The organism is Photobacterium sp. GB-50 (assembly GCF_003026755.1).
In the GTDB taxonomy this organism is placed as follows: Bacteria; Pseudomonadota; Gammaproteobacteria; order Enterobacterales; family Vibrionaceae; genus Photobacterium.
In genome coordinates, this window is record NZ_PYNX01000010.1 from 32,320 (window position 1) to 50,870 (window position 18,551).

14 protein-coding genes are annotated in these 18,551 nt (G+C 41.0%); 7 read left to right on the plus strand and 7 right to left on the minus strand.

The window, feature by feature from the left end:
• Window positions 1-11: 11 nt before the first annotated feature.
• On the minus strand, window positions 12-1,802 hold the full coding sequence (edd, locus tag C9J41_RS13645; RefSeq protein ID WP_107294695.1) for a phosphogluconate dehydratase: 1,791 nt from the start codon (window positions 1,800-1,802) through the stop codon (window positions 12-14).
• Window positions 1,799-2,311 (minus strand): gluconokinase, encoded by a 513-nt coding sequence (locus C9J41_RS13650; protein WP_107205951.1) that lies wholly within the window; start codon window positions 2,309-2,311, stop codon window positions 1,799-1,801. Before C9J41_RS13650 ends, edd begins: the two co-directional genes overlap by 4 nt.
• Window positions 2,312-2,474: 163 nt before the next feature.
• Here C9J41_RS13650 and C9J41_RS13655 point away from each other — a divergent pair, with 163 nt between their 5' ends.
• The 3 genes from C9J41_RS13655 (at window position 2,475) to C9J41_RS13665 (ending at window position 6,065) form a co-directional block, all read left to right on the plus strand.
• Window positions 2,475-3,836 carry a GntP family permease gene (locus C9J41_RS13655; protein ID WP_107205952.1) on the plus strand — a complete coding sequence of 454 codons (1,362 nt, stop codon included), beginning with the start codon at window positions 2,475-2,477 and terminating at the stop codon, window positions 3,834-3,836.
• 69 nt (window positions 3,837-3,905) lie between these two features.
• Window positions 3,906-4,499 (plus strand): DNA-3-methyladenine glycosylase I, encoded by a 594-nt coding sequence (locus C9J41_RS13660; protein ID WP_107205953.1) that lies wholly within the window; start codon window positions 3,906-3,908, stop codon window positions 4,497-4,499.
• 132 nt (window positions 4,500-4,631) lie between these two features.
• A complete protein-coding gene (locus tag C9J41_RS13665) occupies window positions 4,632-6,065 on the plus strand; it encodes a permease (protein ID WP_107294696.1) in 1,434 nt (477 codons plus the stop codon).
• Between the two features lie 102 nt (window positions 6,066-6,167).
• Here the strand turns inward: C9J41_RS13665 and rdgC are convergent, their stop codons facing one another.
• The 4 genes from rdgC to C9J41_RS13685 all read right to left on the minus strand — a co-directional run bounded on the left by rdgC (window position 6,168) and on the right by C9J41_RS13685 (window position 9,566).
• Window positions 6,168-7,079, minus strand: coding sequence for a recombination-associated protein RdgC (rdgC, locus tag C9J41_RS13670; RefSeq protein WP_199187096.1), 912 nt, complete (start codon window positions 7,077-7,079; stop codon window positions 6,168-6,170).
• Window positions 7,080-7,236: 157 nt separating this feature from the next.
• Window positions 7,237-8,463: an NAD(P)/FAD-dependent oxidoreductase gene (locus C9J41_RS13675; RefSeq protein ID WP_107287723.1), complete on the minus strand. Its 1,227-nt coding sequence runs from the start codon at window positions 8,461-8,463 to the stop codon at window positions 7,237-7,239.
• 295 nt (window positions 8,464-8,758) lie between these two features.
• Complete coding sequence (locus C9J41_RS13680; protein ID WP_005369367.1) at window positions 8,759-9,151, minus strand: hypothetical protein; 393 nt, start codon at window positions 9,149-9,151, stop codon at window positions 8,759-8,761.
• Between the two features lie 172 nt (window positions 9,152-9,323).
• Window positions 9,324-9,566 (minus strand): hypothetical protein, encoded by a 243-nt coding sequence (locus tag C9J41_RS13685; RefSeq protein ID WP_107205957.1) that lies wholly within the window; start codon window positions 9,564-9,566, stop codon window positions 9,324-9,326.
• A 513-nt stretch (window positions 9,567-10,079) separates the two neighbouring features.
• Between C9J41_RS13685 and C9J41_RS13690 the strand changes: the two genes are divergently transcribed.
• Window positions 10,080-11,387, plus strand: a complete 1,308-nt coding sequence (locus C9J41_RS13690; protein ID WP_107294713.1) for a serine hydrolase — start codon at window positions 10,080-10,082, stop codon at window positions 11,385-11,387.
• Window positions 11,388-11,655: 268 nt separating this feature from the next.
• Window positions 11,656-11,814 carry a hypothetical protein gene (locus C9J41_RS13695; RefSeq protein WP_369917555.1) on the plus strand — a complete coding sequence of 53 codons (159 nt, stop codon included), beginning with the start codon at window positions 11,656-11,658 and terminating at the stop codon, window positions 11,812-11,814.
• A 508-nt stretch (window positions 11,815-12,322) separates the two neighbouring features.
• Here C9J41_RS13695 and C9J41_RS13700 read toward each other — a convergent pair.
• A complete protein-coding gene (locus C9J41_RS13700) occupies window positions 12,323-13,111 on the minus strand; it encodes a glycosyltransferase family 2 protein (protein WP_107294697.1) in 789 nt (262 codons plus the stop codon).
• Between the two features lie 345 nt (window positions 13,112-13,456).
• On the opposite strand from C9J41_RS13700, the gene C9J41_RS13705 reads away from it, so the two are divergent.
• Together C9J41_RS13705 and C9J41_RS13710 are read left to right on the plus strand one after the other, a co-directional pair.
• On the plus strand, window positions 13,457-14,689 hold the full coding sequence (locus tag C9J41_RS13705; RefSeq protein ID WP_107294698.1) for an exonuclease SbcCD subunit D C-terminal domain-containing protein: 1,233 nt from the start codon (window positions 13,457-13,459) through the stop codon (window positions 14,687-14,689).
• Between the two features lie 14 nt (window positions 14,690-14,703).
• Window positions 14,704-18,501, plus strand: a complete 3,798-nt coding sequence (locus C9J41_RS13710) for an AAA family ATPase (RefSeq protein WP_107294699.1) — start codon at window positions 14,704-14,706, stop codon at window positions 18,499-18,501.
• Window positions 18,502-18,551 lie beyond the last annotated feature (50 nt).

An 18,551-nucleotide genomic window follows, 5' to 3' on the forward strand; every position in this document is an offset into this window, starting at 1 on the left:
TATCCAATAACTTAAAAAATAGTGGCGCCAGTATCGGCACTTGACACTTGCTTGCGTAAATTGGCGAATAAGTTACGACCAAAGGTAAATGCAGGTATATCGTTTTCAATCGGTGCGCGACGAGCTGTAAGATCAGCGTTAACCGTTAGCTCACCTGTGATCGCATTTAATTCCACCATATCGCCATCTTGAATTAAACCAATTGCACCACCACGTAGTGCTTCTGGCGTAATATGGATTGCAGCAGGAATTTTGCCTGATGCACCTGATAAGCGACCATCGGTAACCAATGCGACTTGATACCCTTTCTTTTGGATATTACCTAAAATTGGCATTAATTTGTGAAGTTCAGGCATACCATTTGCTGCAGGTCCGTTATGGGTCACAACAATCATCGCATCTTGATCTAACAAACCTTGTTTATAGGCTTTTTCAACCTCGTTTTGGCAACGGAATACTTTCGCTGGTGCTGTAATATGTTGATGCTGTTTTGCAACCGCAGACACTTTAATCACCGATGTACCAATATTTCCCTTTAATACTTTTAAGCCACCTGTCGGGTTAAAAGTGATCTCAGGTGTACAAATTACATCACTATCTGTTGAGTCTGCACAAGGCGACCATACCAGTTTGCCATCTTGTAAGCTTGGGGTGGTCATTTGATCAGTAAATTCACCAAACGCCGTTTTCACATTGGTATTGAGTAGCCCACGTTGGTGCAATGTTTTCATTAAGGTTGGTACGCCACCTGCTTGCTGGAAAGCATTAATATCAGCAGGCCCATTCGGATACATACGCACCAATAAAGGAACCACATCAGATAAATCACTGATGTCATCCCACGTTAAAATAATGCCCGCACTACGAGCAATCGCCACCATATGTAAGCTATGGTTAGTACTGCCACCTGAGGCTAACCATGCCACTAAACCATTCACCAAACTTTCTGCCGTCATGACTTGATAAAGAGGGCGGTATTGGCTTGATTGCTGATTGGCTGCCGCAGCAATACGACAAGCGGTTTCTTCAGTTAATACTTTTCGTAGTTCGCTTGTCGGTGGCACAAACGCCGAGCCCGGTAGCATTAAGCCCATGGCTTCTAAAATAAGTTGGTTAGTATTCGCCGTGCCATAAAACGTACAAGTCCCTGGTGAGTGGTATGCCTGACATTCCATGGTTAATAGCGCAGCGGAATCGACTTCACCAGCGGCATATTGTTGACGAACACTAACCTTTTCATCATTGCTTATGCCTGTACCCATCGGCCCAACTGGCACGAATGCTGTTGGAAGGTGTGCAAAAGATAATGCACCGATCAATTGTCCCGGGGCGATTTTGTCGCAGATGCTTAACAATAATGTTGCATCAAAAGCGTTATGACTTAAGGTAATTGCCGTTGCTTGAGCGACAATATCACGAGAAAACAGCGACATTTCCATGCCTGGTTGACCTTGAGTAATACCGTCACACATTGCAGGAACACAACCAGCGACTTGGCTCGTATGACCGTATTCCGCTAGCGCTTTTGCAATAATATCTGGGTAATATTTATAAGGCTGGTGGGCACTTAGCATGTCATTGTAGCCACTGACGATAGCAATGTTGGCATGCAGAAAATCTAAAATTGCTGATTTTTCTTGGGCGCAATTAGCGGCAACAACGTGAGCAAGATTACCGCAAGAAAGTTGGCTACGGCCTTTACCCGCTTGTTCCATTTCTTTGGTCATGGCTAACCATTGCGGATAACTTTCAGCACTTCTTGCTTTAATGCGCTCGGTAACGGCTGAAATAATCGGATTCATAGATTTGCCTCACGTAATTGCTGAACAGCATCTTCAATAATTTCGTTAATAGAACCATCGATAGAGACAGTGAACACATCCATCTCATCAACAGGACGCTCAAGAGTTTCAAGTTGGCTAGTTAACATGGTGTCACGCATAAAATGACCTTTACGGGTACGCATTCGGTCAAGGATCAATTCACGATCACCATCTAAAAAGATGAACGATACATTTTGATTACCTTCACGGATTTGATCGCGATATTTCTTCTTTAAAGCTGAGCAAACAATGATCCCAACTTCATTTTTATTCTCGAGGCTATAAGCCGCATCACGAATACGTTCTAACCAAGGTTCACGATCGGTATCGTTCAATGGATTTCCACTGGCCATTTTTTGGATGTTGGCTCTTGGGTGTAAATCATCACCATCGATGAACTTTGCATTTAAGCTGTGGGCGATACCTTCACCAATCGTAGATTTCCCGCAACCACATACCCCCATTACAATTATGCTTTGACCTGCCATTTTTTAACCTCTATCTCACTTTTGAACATCAGTTGTTCTATTTTCTTGTAAGTTACCATGTTACGGGTAACATGTTACCCGTAACATTTAGCGTTGTGAAGATACTCACAATAAAAATATTCACAACGGAATAAAACATTCTTTTTTGCTGGAGAGATCCTGTATGACGTTAGACCCAACCTACTTATTGTTCATCGCAGTATGTTCTATCTTGTTGTTATTATTACTAATAATGAAATTTAAGTTACATGCTTTCCTAGCTTTAACTTTAGTGAGTTTTATTACAGCAGTAGTAACAGGTGTAAATGCTGATCAAGTTGTACCTACCATGATGTCAGGTTTTGGAGGCACATTAGCCTCTGTTGCTCTGCTTGTCGGTCTAGGTACCATGATAGGGCGAATTCTTGAAGTAACAGGGGGCGCTAAAGTACTAGCGGATACCTTAATTGGTAGGTTTGGCCCTGAAAGAGCACCTTTTGCATTAGGTGTTGCGTCGCTGTTGTTTGGTTTTCCAATCTTCTTCGATGCTGGGTTAATGGTTATGATGCCTATTTTGTTTAGTGTTGCTAAACAATTTGGTGGCTCAACAATTAAGTACGCGCTACCTGTTGCTGGTGCTTTTGCTGTAATGCACGCATTCTTGCCGCCACACCCAGGTCCTGTTGCTGCAAGTGAGTTATTAGGTGCAAATATTGGTTTATTGACCATTGTTGGTTTGTTGATTGCACTACCAACTTGGTACCTAGGTGCTTACCTTTACGGTCTATGGGCGGGTGAACGCTTTAAACTGCCATTGCCACAAGCTTTCTTGGCAACCCAAGAAGTAATTGACGAAAACAACTTACCTAAGTTTTCAACAGTTCTTGCTATTTTGTTAATGCCTTTAGTGCTTATCTTTATGGACACGGGTCTACACACGCTAACAGTAATGGGTGTGGTAAATGGTGATGACGCTTGGGTTAATGCCTTACGTATGTTGGGTAAAACTCCTATCGCATTGATGATCACCTTGTTGTTCTGTTTAGCGCTATTTTCTAAGAATTACGGCATGGCAAAACTTGAAAAGCTATGTGGTGATTCACTTGCGCCAATCTGTGCCGTTATTCTTGTAACGGGTGCGGGCGGTATGTTCGGTGGCGTACTACGTGCAAGTGGTATTGGTGACGCGTTAGCTAACTTAATGTCTGATACTGGTATGCCAGTGATTGTGGCGGCATTCTTAGTTTCAACAGCGTTACGTGTCGCGCAAGGTTCAGCAACGGTTGCTCTAACTACAACAGCAGCGCTGATTGCACCTATGGTTGCCGCAACAACAGGTCTAAGTGCTTTAGATTTATGTTTCATCGTAATTGCAATTGCATCGGGCGCAACCGTGTTATCTCACTTCAACGATTCAGGATTCTGGCTAGTAGGTAAACTGCTAGATATGGATGAGAAAACAACCCTAAAAACGTGGACGGTAATGGAAACTCTTCTAGGTACAATTGCCTTCACAATTGCTGCAACATTAAGTATTTTCTTATAAATTAAAATAACGTGTAGAAGCCAATACGGGAGTAGTGATACTCCCGTATTTTTTTATAAGGACTGTATTATGACAACCCAGAGTAAGCCAACAACATGTTGTGACTGGGCAACGACCGATCCACTGCTACAGCATTATCACGATACCGAATGGGGCAAAAAAACGTGTGATGATAACGCCCTTGCTGAATGCTTTATTTTAGAGAGTATGCAAAGTGGCTTGAGTTGGTTAACCGTTCTGCGTAAACGTCCGGCTTATCGAGCAGCTTTTCTTGATTTTGATTTAGCTAAAATTGAAGCAGAATTATTGCCACAGCCACGAGAAGGATTAGTTGAGCATATTTGCCAGCAGTTCGATGTTATCAAGCATAAAGGTAAAATCGCGGCAGCATTGAATAATTTAGAGCTTTTGGTTGCAGTGCGAAAACACACCCCATTAGTCGATTTCTTTTGGCAGTTTGTTGATAACAAAGCCATTATAAATCAATGGCAAACCATTGCTGAAATACCAGCACAAACTGAGCAATCAGCAAATATGAGTAAGGTGCTAAAAAAGCAAGGTTTTAAATTTATAGGTGCGGTGACTTGTTATTCCTTTATGCAAGCAGTAGGCATGGTGAACGATCATCTAACAACCTGTCACGGTTATTCAAAAAATAGCTAGTTATTGATATTGTTAAACTTTTATTTAGGCACATTTGCAAAGTTAGTTTGAGTGATAAAGCAATGCAACGCTTTAGATAAGCGTACTATGCTTAACGACATCTCTCTTATAAATAACAACAAAGGTCTCTTCATGGAAAGTGGGGATAGCAATATCATCTTTCATGTCATTTCTGTGTTTTTTAACATGTCATGGCAAATCTTTTGGCCATTAGCCTTTGGCTTAATACTCTCTTCTTTTATTCGTAACTTATTACCCGTTGATACCGTGGTGCAACACTTGGGTAAAACCGATGTGAAAAGCCTTAGCTTTACCACGCTATTAGGCATGATGTCATCATCGTGTTCTTATGCTGCGGCGTCACTGTCTCACACCCTATTAGCCAAAAAGGCAACAGTCGCTAACGCAATGGCATTTTTAGTATCAAGCACTAATTTGATAGTGGAAATGTTTATTGTGCTGGTAGCACTCATGGGCTGGACATTTTTATGGGGTGAAGTTATTGGTGGCTTGATCTTAATTGCAACTGTTGGCTTTTTGTTTAGCCGTTTTTATCCCAAAGATGTTGAACAAGAATTACGTCAGCACATAGCCAATGCTGCGCCGCAACAAAAAGCCAGTTGTGGCATGGATATGTCTGAAATGAAGCATGAGAGCAGTGATTGCGGTATGGACATGTCTAACATGAAACATGAGAGCAGTGATTGCGGCATGGACATGTCTAACATGAAGCATGAGGGAAGTGATTGCGGCATGGACATGTCTAACATGAAACATGAGAGCAGTGATTGCGGCATGGACATGTCTAACATGAAACATGAGAGCAGTGATTGCGGCATGGACATGTCTAACATGAAACATGAGAGCAGTGATTGCGGCATGGATATGTCTAACATGAAACATGAGAGCAGTGATTGCGGCATGGATATGTCTAACATGGCTATGCCAGCAAAAAATGACACTGGCACAATGGCAAAAATCACTAAATCTGCCAGCTTCTTCCAAATGGATTTGGCAATGATAGGCAAAGAGATCTTAATTGGTGTTGTTGTATCATCAATCTTAATTGCTTTAGTACCACAAGAAGGTTGGCGCGCCTTATTTATCAGTAATGATGCCGGATTACCTGCTTGGTTACACTCGTTGCTTGATGTCATTATCGGTGTTTTTGTTGCTATGATTGCCTATGTATGTTCAGTGGGTAACTTAATTTTAGCGGCAGCACTGTGGCATGGTGGCATTTCATTTGGTGGGGTGATTGGCTTTATTCTTTCCGACGTATTAACCATTCCAATGATGCGTGTGTACCAAAAATATTATGGTAAACGTCCAACAAAATGGATGGTGGGTTTACTGTTTATTGCGATTATATTTACAGGTATGTGCGTTGATGCCATTTTCAACGGTTTTGGTTGGGTCACAACCGATCAAACCTTACGTACTTTAAACCAATCCGGTTTTGGTATGAACATGACCACAGTGATGAACTTGATCTTCATTCCGCTTTCTATTTGGTATTACCGTTTAGGTAAAAAAGCCAATGCAGGCATGGGAATGAGCATGTAATCAATCCGCGAGTCAATAACAAGGCCGTGGTGCTTAGGTTGTAAAAACAACAGAGCACCACGGCTTTTATTTCGCATATTCGATGTCGATTAAATAAAGGGATTAGCCTTTATTTTCTAAACCGCCAACCACTTCAAATAGGTTTGGTAAGAATGCTGAGAACTCACCGCCCATCAGTGATAAATCCGCATCAATACGTTGCGCCATATCTTCACGGTCGATATCTTCGTTTTGATCTTTTATTTCATCAGAGAACTTCAAACGCTTCACGGTTAAATCATCAGCAAGGACAAAGTCGACACGGTCTTGCCAGTTTAAAGCCAGTTTCGTTACCACCTTGTTTGCTTCAATGTGTGCAAGAATTTCGTCGCAGTTTAAATCCTGTTGTTTACAACGGATCACACCGCCATCTTCTTCAATCGCTTTAAACTCTGCTTCTTCACCGATAGTGAAACCATGAGGCGCTTGATTGCTACGCACCCATTCTGTCATCGTTAGGGCTAACGGTTTTTCAGGAACGACAGGTACAACAGGTAGGCTACCGATAGATTTACGTAGTAGCGCTAGCATATCTTCTGCTTTTTTAAAGCTGCCTGCATCAACCACAATATAGCCAAGCTTTGGCATGATAAGGGCAAAAGTTTGCGATTGACGACTGAAAGCGCGAGGCAGTAAATCCATCACGATTTCATCTTTAAGCGTATCTTTCTCAGTCTTTTTCAGCTTACGACCAAGATCTTTTTCCTGTATCTCAATTTTGTTATTCAGTGATTCTTTGATCACAGAAGCTGGCAGCATTTTTTCTTCTTTACGCGCACAAATTAAAATATTGTCGCCAGAAACATGGGTGAACATATCACCATGTTTGCCTAATGCGTGTGCCCAGCCAAATTTTTGGATATCTTGGCTGCCACAAGGCGTGAAGCGGAACTCTTCCAGCTGTTTTTCCAGTTGGTCTGCATTTAAATCAATTTCACGCGTAAAGCGGTAGGTTAGTAAATTCTTAAACCACATCATGGCAGTCACACTTCCTAGGGTTAAACAGTTGGGTCGCACATATTAACCTAACCACTAAAAATTACTAAGAGGCGTTTGTGATTGAAGCTTAAGATTGTGTAATAACTTACTGAACTGTGAGTAAAATTAAATTTATGCTCTCACAATAAAGCCGTTATATTTTAGGTTTGAAAATCGCTTTCATACGTTTAGCAACCATTAACCGAGAAACCGTAAACATGTTACTGATGGTTCTTTGGTGTAAACGGAAAATTGTATCGTAGATGCGGCGAATAAGTAGCCCATGTAATACAAATTGGCTTTCCATTTTAGAGCCAGGAGCAAAAGAGCCAACCGCAAAGTAATGCCCAACCGCAACCACCATTCCGCCATCTTTAAAGATAAAGTCAGTGAGTGGTTTCCCATGTAAAAAACCACCCAGACTTTTGGCTAAATGTTCTGCCGCTCGATTCGCCGCCTGTGCTTTTGGTGGAACAAAACTGCCATCGGGTTGCGGAATAGCCGCGCAATCACCGAGCGCGAAAATACAGTCATCGACGGTTGTGGTTAAATCCATATTGACTTCAATTTGATTGATACGGTTATAAGCCAATCCGCCAATACCATTTAGCCAATCAGGGGCCTTAATCCCAGCCGCCCAAAATTGAACATCAGCATCAAGCGTACGATCATCGCTTGTGATCATACTTTTCTCAGTCACTTCGCTAATGCGAGTTTGAAGTAAAACATTAATGTTATTTTTCTCAAGCTCTTGTTGCACCTTACGCGACATTTTTTCAGGACTATTTGGTAATACGCGATCTGCCGCTTCTATTAAATTAATCGTTAACGGTGTGCCGTTATAACGTTGTAGCTTTCTACTCACACGTTCAAGCTCTGCTGCCAGTTCAACCCCTGTTGCACCAGCGCCGACAATATTAACTGTACGGGGCTCTCCTGCACGTAAAATGTAGCTCATTCGGTGCCATGCTTGGCGTGCTTGGTTGGCTGAGTCTAAAAAGATGCAATGGTCTTTAGCGCCAGGGGTATTAAAGTCATTGCTTACCGCGCCAATAGCGATAATTAAATAATCGTAATCCAGCTCATAGTTAATGTTATCGGCAGCACTACAGACAGAAATTGTTTTTTCTTCGCGATGGATATCTGTCATTGAGGCTTGATAATGCTGATAGCCATGTCGCGCGCCATGAGTGAAATAACAAACCGTATCAAGATCGCTATCAAATGTCCCCGCTGCGATTTCATGCAAACGCGGTTTCCAGAAGTGATGCGTTTCTGGTTCAACTAAGATGACATCATCTTCTTTTCTTATTGTTTTCTTTAATAGGGTTGATAGTTCAATGCCAGCAGCACCCCCACCGACAATAATAATTCGTGACATAGTCAGTCCTCATATAATGATTATGAGTTCGTTCATAATGGGATAATTATCACTGTCGCCGCATCGACAAAATAAAAAAGACCGTTAAGGTCGAGAGTTAGAAAGGCGAAATGATAGGGTTCAAAATTACTATAGAGTCTAGATGGGATTTTCTGATTGTGTGGACATTTGTTATTAAAGAATTCTGCCATTATCGGATGCGTTAATGAAATAAAGTAAGGAGGGGGGGGATTTACAAACAGAAAAAAGCCTTGAGCAAAACTCAAGGCTTTAGAGGATTCATTTGGCAATGAAATTATTTAGCAGGCGCGAAATCTTCTGCAGCTTGGCGGTGCGCGGTGTAGATAGCTTCACCGTCACTTTCTGCATCGAAGATAACAGTAACATCAGGTGAGAACAGGATAACGTCGCCCACTTCAGCAACGTATTTATTGCCGTCTGTATCACGCATGACGATCTTACCTTTAGTAACCACTTTGTACTCTACTGAATCGTAAAAGTATTCAAACTCTACGCCTGGAGACATAGTGAAATGACCAATCGTCAATGGCGCGCTGTTATTGGTAACAGCAACTTCAGCCATATCACTTTTTAAGCCTTCAACTTCTAACAGTTTGCTTAAATCATTTAGCTTAAAAGTACCTGATTTAATCAGAGTGATGCCTGGCTTTTCGGTTAATGTTGTCATTGGATTGACCTTATTTTTTATAATAAGGCTGAAATAGCGGATTCAGCCTTTTGTAGGGCGTAACAAAAAGTACAATAATTACCTTTTAAGTTAGTAATTAATGGTAAATAGAAAGAACAATAGTTAAACAGTAATAATAAAAGAAAGAGTAGTGTTCTTTTATGGGTAATACTTACTTATCTGCTGCTGAAAGTAGTTTTTCAGAAAAGTTTAATGCAGCTTTGTGCTGTGAAAATACTAAGCCAGAGTGAGAGCGTTCAGCAGTGCCTTGTTTTTGGTAGTGGCCAATATTAACTGCATTAGTTTTTGATTGCTTAACGTTAATGTTGCCAGTGAAGTTACCGTCTTTTGCTGCAGCAGTAAAAGATGTTGCGATAATAGCGGCTGCGATTGTTGCTTTAATAACTGTTTTCATGAGTAATAAAACCTTTTGTTTTGAATTTTTGTGAACGTCTTGTGCGTTTCGATGTGGCTATATTAATTCTTTCAAAAAACAAAACAATTGCAGTATTTGGTAATTGATTATTACTCATGTGTAATAAATGTATTGGTGGTATGAATTAGGCTCGGAATGGGGTATAGGTGGTTGAATTTATGGGAAATGAAGCGAGATTCAATTTTTGAGTGATGCAAAACAGAGCTGATATAAAAGAGGAATTATGCTAGTGGTTCACATTCTTTACTTAATAGTAACGTGGGCAACTAGAAGTAAATAGGTCGTTTTTGAGAGTAAAAGGATGGTTTGTAATGTGAATTAGGATTATGTAATACATGAAAGACTCCATATGTTAAATGCATCCAATTTTAATTTAATAGTTTAAACATACCCGTCCTTAAGTGTTATCTAATAAATCAAGATCAATTGTGGCATTGTTCGCTCATGATTATTTAGTATCAAGAGCTTTATTACTTTAGGGATGGAGTAAAAATGAATAAGATTTCGAGAAGAAGGTTATTAAAAGGTGTTGGAATCGGAGGATTAGTTGGTGTAATCGGAGCTTGGGCTCTTACTAAAAAGCAAACACCAGAAAAAGCGTTAGAAGATTTACTGGAAAATGCAATAACTGATCTACCAGCAGCCAGCATCAGTGCTGCTCTAATTAAAAATGGTGAGTTAGTCTGGGAAAAGAGTTCTGGTTATCAAAATCTAGAAAGTAAAAAACCGGCAACGTTTGAAAGCATATGGCCGACTTTAGGCTCTGTCAGTAAGTTGGTCACTTGGACTGCCGTGATGCAATTAGTGGAAAAAGGTAAAATAAAGCTAGATGGTGATGTTAGCTATTATTTGGGATTCACCATGCGAAATCCCCACTTTCCTGAGACCCCGATCACGCCATATCAATTGTTAACTCACACATCATCCTTGTCTTCGCGAAGAATGACATCAGACCCGGACAGCATGGCAGATTTTTTCTGTAAAGATTACCCTGATGATCTGAATGCATGGATTACATCTAATATTTCTCCGGATGGTGCTCATTACAGCTCAGATTTGGTTTTTGACCTTTACCAGCCTGGTGATTTCACGCAAGTTACACCAGATCCTATTGGTGTGATCTCAGGTTATTCAAATTTGAATGCTTTAGTTGCTGCTTATCTAATTGAAAAAGTAACTAATTTATCCTTTGAAGAATATACATATAAATATATATTTTCTCCCCTAGGAATCAAAGATATCGGTTGGCAGAAAGCCGATTTAGATCAACAAAAACTCATTACTCCTTACGAAGCGAAAAACAGTCCTCGAGCTCCAATTATGGGCGTATATACCAAAAGCATGAAAGATCGCGGTTACTTAAGTCAAAGGGTCATCCCTTCTGATGGCAATAAAAACTATTATCCTATTGATGATTGTAGTTATTTTTCACCTTTCAATGCAGCCGGATTACTAGGATCTTCCACTTTGGCATTAACCACTTTTATGCAATCCTTCCTTTCACAGAATAAAGCTAAAACGGCATTACTCAAAAAAGAAACCATCGATAGTATTTTTCATGTTCAGCGTAATGATCTTACAACAGGTAGCAATCTTGGACTTGGATGGTTCCAATTTAAAACGGCACGATACGGTACATTTTGGGGACATGATGGTGGTGGGCCTGGCATTCTGTCACGCGTTATGATCGATCCAGATACTGGAAATGGTGTTGTACTACTCATTAATAACTATTTTGTGGATTTCAGGGAAAGAGCCTTACTGCTTAATAAATTATGTGAAGTATTAAAAACAGCCTAACGCAGGATGAATAATCATCTTTTGACGATTTTTTGTACGTATAAATAGAGCCACTGTTAAATATACATTTAAAAGATCGCTTCATAGCGGTCTTTTTCATTTTAACTCACCTAAAAACATACCTTATTTCCCCAAACTAACTCCCTGACTTATTTATCAAAAATAAAATTCCGTGATAGCTGTGTAAGGCAGTGAAATAGCAGATGTGGTTTGGCAGATCTCACGGTGCAATCAGCAGATTATTTCTGGCTAGGTTGCGCATTATATTATGAAAATTATCCATACCTCTGACTGGCACTTAGGGCATCAACTTCACGGTTATAACCGCGACTATGAACATCAAGCGTTCTTAGATTGGTTAGCCGATGAACTTGAAGCTCAGCAAGCGGATGTATTAAGTCATTACTTATCGCATCAATGGCGATAATTAAATAATTGTATTCCAGTTCATAGTTAATGTTATCGGCAGCACTACAGACAGAAATCGTTTTTTCTTCGCGATGGATATCTGTCATTGAGGCATTGATAATGCTGTTAACTATGTTGCGTGGGCTGTTGAAACGAGAAACGGTGATTTTTGCTTGGAGAAGGACGGTTTTAACTCATTTTCTATGTGAAAGTTTATTTGAATAAAAAGGTAAACTTCTTGCGTTTAGAGAAGAGGCTGAAGAACTAAAGCAGGACCTGATTGAAAATACGAAGGTGACAGAAACAATAAAGCACACATTACAAAGAAAAGTTGACTTTAGAGCTCAAGATATAAATGAGCCCTTTTCATCATAGGCAGAAATAGAATCAACTACTACTGGTTTCCTTAATGTACACACTATACTTAACGGTAACGTCCAGTATAACAATGGCCGCCGAAGCGACCTTTTAGAGTCATTAAAATGTGCCAAAGTTAGTAATATTTAATAAATTTTTATTCAACATATCTAAAGTTGATCAATACCATTATCACAGCGTATTTTTTTATTTTTAATTGTATCTAATAACAGTTCATGGTTTACGCCTAAATTATCTTGGGAGTTACCTTCATGCCAAAGATGGTAGCCAATACACCCACAACGAATATGCTGTATTTTTATTCCGTTATTAACTAGGCGTTGCGCAAAATCACTATCTTCTCTTCCCCATCCAATAAAATCGTTATCAAAACCATTGATAGCTATATAGTCTTGTTTCCAAAAAGCAAAATTACAGCTTCTTATATTTTTAATATCATTTCTTATAGATATAAGGGCCTTAGTTAAGAACGATGAGTTGATAGCATTTTTTCTATACCTTAACCCTTTAATCCCCCAAGATAATAAGTTTGGAAATTCATATCCATTCATAACACGAAGACTTAATTCTTTTCTCATCTTAACTCTAGGGCCTTGAGTTAAAGTACCTTTTTTAGCGTTATTAATATGTGATTGAATAAAGTTTTGAGTTAAGAACATATCTCCATCGATCATTACAATAAAATCGCCGGAGGCCGCTTTTACGGCTAAATTCCTGGCTCTAGAAGCTCGAAAACCTTCATCTTCTTGATAAGCATGAATTAATGGAACAGGAAAAGTATCTTTTAAACTGCTCAACATTTCGGCTGTACCGTCTGATGAACCATCATCAGCAATAACTACCTCATCTGGTAAAATATTTTGCATGCAGACGCTATTAAGAACAGCCTTTAAATATAATTTAGAGTTATAAGTTGTTATTACTAAAGATGTTTTCATTAAGGTGTCCGAATTGTTGAATAATATATAAAGTATTTAGATGTATTTATCTAAATCAAGGCGTTACAAGCAGAGCTCTAGAAAGTGCTCGTAGTAATAAAAGCACGATAAACATTAAAGAAATAAATTATAATTAGTTTCAACTAAAACAACACTAAAAGTTTTTTAATTTTTTTTAATTTTTAACACTTTAAACTACATCATTCTCCAAAACTAACTCCCTGACTTATTTATCAAAAATTAAATTCCGTGATAGCTGTGTAAGGCAGTGAAATAGCAGATGTGGTTTGGCAGATCTCACGGTACAATCAGCAGATTATTTCTGGCTAGGTTGCGCATTATATTATGAAAATCATCCATACCTCTGACTGGCACTTAGGGCATCAACTCCACGGTTATAACCGCGACTATGAACATCAAGCGTTCTTAGATTGGTTAGCCGATGAACTTGAAGCTCAGCAAGCGGATGCCTTATTAGTTGCTGGTGATATTTTCGATACTGCCAATCCGCCAGCCAGCGCATGGCGCATGTTGTATCGCTTTCTGGCAAAAGTGTCGAAAACCCTACCGAATTTAGATGTAGTGATGATTGGCGGTAACCATGATTCACCAAGCAAGCTTGATGCGCCTCATGAACTATTAAAAGCCTTTGATTTGCATATGGTTGGCGGTATCCATCGCTTAGAAGATGGCACCTTAGATGTTAAGCGTATGCTGGTGCCTATCACTAATAAAGATAAACAAACTGCCGCGTATGTATTAGCTGTGCCGTTTTTGCGCAGTGCCGATTTACGTACCGATAACCTTGATGAAAACGAAGACCGCTTAATTAAAGGGGTAGAAGTGCTATATAGCGATATGACCCAAGCCGCCCGTGAATTACTTGCGCCAGAACAAGCGATGATCGGCATGGGACACGCGTATATGGCATCAGGGCAATTATCTGAAATGTCAGAACGCCGTGTACTTGGCGGTAATCAACATGCGCTACCAGCCTCAATTTTTGCTGATGACATGGGTTATGTCGCGCTTGGACATTTGCATTTAGCCCAAAAAGTGGCGAAGAAAGAGCATGTACGTTATAGCGGATCGCCGATTCCACTATCGATGTCAGAGCGTAATTATAACCACCAAATTTTAGCAGTAGAGTTTGATGGTAGTGACGTTAAAGTGATTGAAGAGATCAGTATTCCTCGCTGTGTCGATATGCTTAAAGTGCCAACAAAACCCGCGCCGTTAGATGAAGTGTTAGCCGCATTAAAAGCCTTACCTGACGATGAATTGCCACGTGAGCAACAACCCTTTTTAGAAGTGCATGTGTTGCTTGATAAACCACAAGCCCTCTTGCGTGAAAAAGTGCTGCAAGCATTAGAAGGCAAATCTGTTCGCCTTGCCAAAATTACGCCTCATTACAGCCAACGCGAGCAACAAGATAGCTTGCAACACCGTCGATTATCAGAGGTGTCGCCACAACAAGTGTTCGCATTAAGTTGGAATAAGAAATTCGATGGTGAGCCAACCGAAGCAATGGCTGAAGCGTTTGAAACCCTATTAACCCAAGTTGAAGAACAAGAATAAGAGAGATAATAACAATGAAAATCCTTGCGCTTCGTGGTGAAAATTTAGCGAGTTTACAAACCAAATTTGAGATTGATTTTGCGGGTGGCAGATTAGGCGATGCTGGCTTGTTTGCGATCACAGGTAAAACAGGGGCAGGTAAATCAACCTTGCTCGATGCGATTTGTTTGGCGTTGTTTGATCGTATTCCGCGTTTGCAATCAAACAAAAAGAACGATGCTGAAATCGGTCGTGATGATGAAGATAACCGCATCAAAGCCAATGATGTGCGTAGTATTTTATCGCGCGGTAAAGGTGAAGGTTTTGCCGAAGTCGATTTTATTGCCAATGATGGTTCACATTGGCGTTCGCATTGGCATGTTCGTCGTGCGCGTGGTCGTGCAGAAGGCAAAATTCAAGCCGCTGAACAATGGTTAGAAAACATTGAAACAGGGCAGCGTTTCGCGGGTAAAAAACAAGAACTACAAGCAGAAATTGAAAAGCTGATTGGCTTGAGCTTCGATCAGTTTCGTCGTGCTGTGATGTTGCCACAAGGCGAATTCGCGGCATTTCTAAAAGCAGGGGCTGATGAACGTGCAGCACTGTTAGAGCGTATGACGGGCGGTGAAATTTACGGTCGATTATCCATTGCGGCTCATGAACGTGCCAAAGATGAAAAGCTCAAACTGACGCAACTTCAAGGTAAGTTAGGTGATATCGCACTGTTAACTGACGAAGAGCGCGAAGCATTAAATACTCAATTGGTCAGTGCTCGTGAACAAGTAAATAGCCAGCAACAAAAGTTAGAGCAACTAAAACAGCATCAAGATGTGTTGGTGAATGCTGAAAAACTGACGCAGCGTATTGGTGAAAGTGAGCAGCAGTTAGTACAAGCCAAGCAAGACCAACAATTAGCCGCGCCGCGTTATCTGCAACTGACCAAATATGAGCAAGCACTGCCTGCTCGCGGTGATTTCACGCTATTAACCCAAGCACAGCAACAAGTGAGCAAGTGGCAGCAATCATTGCAATTAGCCACCGCTGAATTAACGGCTAAGCAGCAGCAACAAGGGCAATTACAAACGCATGTAGAGCAAAGCCAGCAGCAATTAGCGCAAAAACAACAGCTGTTAACCGATCTTGAGCCAAAACTAAAACAAGCGGCAAGTATTGAGCAAAAGCGTGATGCTTTACAGCAACAAAGCGCAGAATTACAGCAGCAATTAGCTGGCTTAAATAAAGACCTCACGACCCAGCGTGAGCAACTTGCGAGTAAGCAACAACAGCAACACGCCGCCCAGTTACAACAACAACAAGTGACTGCGGCATTGTCTCAAACGCAAGGGGTAAAAGCCTTAGCGGAGCAGCAAAATGCGATTAAAGATAACATCAGCCAGTATCAACAAGCGCAAAGCCAAATTGCACAGCTTCAAACTGACATAAAACAGCGTGAAACAACGTTAGCGAGCGTGGCGCAGCAGCAGATCCAATTTGATAAACAGCTTTCTGCATTGGATCAGCAAAAGCTACAATTAACGCAGCAAACCGCAGCGCACGATCTCACTGCATTAGAGCAATTACAAGATCAAGAACGCCAACATTATGCTGCGTATCAGCAATTCAGTAGCAAACTAAAAGAGAGTTTATTTGGCCTAGATAAATGGCATGGTTTGCTTCAACAGCGCGATAAATCTCAGCTTCAGCAGCAAGGTTTAGTGACGAATATTGCTAGCAGTGAGCAACGTTTAGCAGCATTAAGCCCTGAGTTATTACAATTAGATGCGCAACATAAAGAAGTAGAGCTTCAGCTAAACCAAAGCCGTGCTGTCATGAGCTTAACTGACTATCGCGAGCAACTTGTTGAAGGTGAAGCTTGCCCACTGTGTGGTTCCGAAAATCATCCTTATCAGCAGCACAATCCGCAAGTTGAAAGCATTATTAGCCAACAACAACAGCGATTACAGCAATTAGCCCAGCAATTACAAGATGCTAATGCCGAGCAGCGCCAGCTAACTCAATCTGTCTTGCAAGATAAGCAACGTCACACTGATATTGAGCAAGAAATTGCAGGTTTTAATAATACGATTCAGACGTTAGTTAACCAGCAGCAATGCCATTGGACCGATCTTATGGCAACGGATCTAAATGCCATTACTTTGACTGAAATTACCTTATCGACTGATAGCGATGTAGCTCAGCTTTCTCATTATCAAGCACATTGGTCACAAGCAGTCGATGATGCTAAATCGCAAATGCAGCAGATTAAAGTTCAGGGTGAGCAGCGCAAAGTGCTGATTGAAGAAGTCAAGCAACAGCTGCTTCAATTACAGCAATTAACTAAGCAAGAAGCGGATCTGAAAGAGCAAGGCTATCTGCTAACTCAGCAGCAAACTCAAGCTCAAGAACAATGTAATGCGTTTACAGCACAAGCTAATAATGTGCAAAACGTGATAGCTGAAAGACAGCAGGCGTTAATGACAATCTATGGTAATGACGCATGGATAAATGCATTAGCTCAGCAAGGTAAAGCGGATTTTATTGCCGATTTAGAGTACCAAGTTCAGCAATATCAAACCAATGTTGAGCAACAATTACTGCTTGAAAAACAACTGACAGAGCTTGCGCCAGTGCTCGCAACATTAACCAATAGCGTTCAGCATGGTGAGCAACAAGCCGATGAGTTAACGGCCAAATTAGCCCGTCTTGCGAAAGAGCAACAGGTTTGTTGGCAACAACGGTTGGAACTGATTGGCGATCAGCCACTCGATACGATTGAACGCTCAGCCAAAGCTGATGTTGACGCACAGCAGCAACAATGCCAACAGCGACAAACACAATTAAACCAATTGGCAGAAGTGATTGCCGCAGAGTTAACCAAACAGCAGAACGCGACCCAACAATTAGCAGAATCTGAAACAGCACAACAGAATCTACAACAAGTGTGGCAAGCATGGTTGGAAAAGCTTGCGTTAACAGAAGCTGAATTAACGGCGTTATTAAGTCACGATGAGGCATGGTTACAGCAAGAGCGCAGTGAGCTAAAACAGCTAGAGCAAGCGGTGTCGCAAGGCGAAACTATTGTTAAAGAAAGACAGCAAGCACAGGTTGATTATCAGCCGACGGTTGAATTAGCCAAGCAGTGGTTTAGTGAACATGACATTGGTGATGACGCCTCAACTCAACAGCAATTGTTTAACCAATGGCAGACGGAAAAATCGCAACTTGATGATCAAGTCTTCCAATTACGTCAGCGTTTAGATTTAGGCGAACAAGCGGAAAAACAAGCTGGCGATCTTCGCTCAGCATTAGCGACCCAGCAAACGCAAACCGAGCTATGGATAGAAATGAGCGATTTAATCGGATCGGCTACGGGTAATAAATTCCGTACCTTGGCTCAAGGATTAACACTGCAACAGTTAGTGATTAATGCCAACCATCACTTGCAAGATCTTGCGCCACGTTATGCGTTACAACCAGTACCGGGCAGCCCATTGGCGTTGCAGGTTATCGATCATGATATGGGTGATGAAGTACGTAGTGTGGAATCGCTTTCGGGGGGAGAGAGTTTCTTAGTGTCGTTGTCTTTGGCTTTAGCCTTAGCCTCACTGGCGGCAGATACGCGCCAACTCGGCTCTCTGTTTATTGATGAAGGATTTGGCACCCTAGATCCTGATAGTTTAGAAATGGCATTAGCCTGCCTTGATGCACTTCAAGCGGATGGTCGACAAATTGGTGTTATCTCTCATGTAGGTACTTTAGTTGAACGTATCGGGGTGCAAGTGGCGGTTGAAGCACAAGGGGGGGGGCGTAGTCATATTGCCATAAAAGGTTAATATAAATACGCATTAACCCATTGTAATTATTTAATATTTATCTCATTATT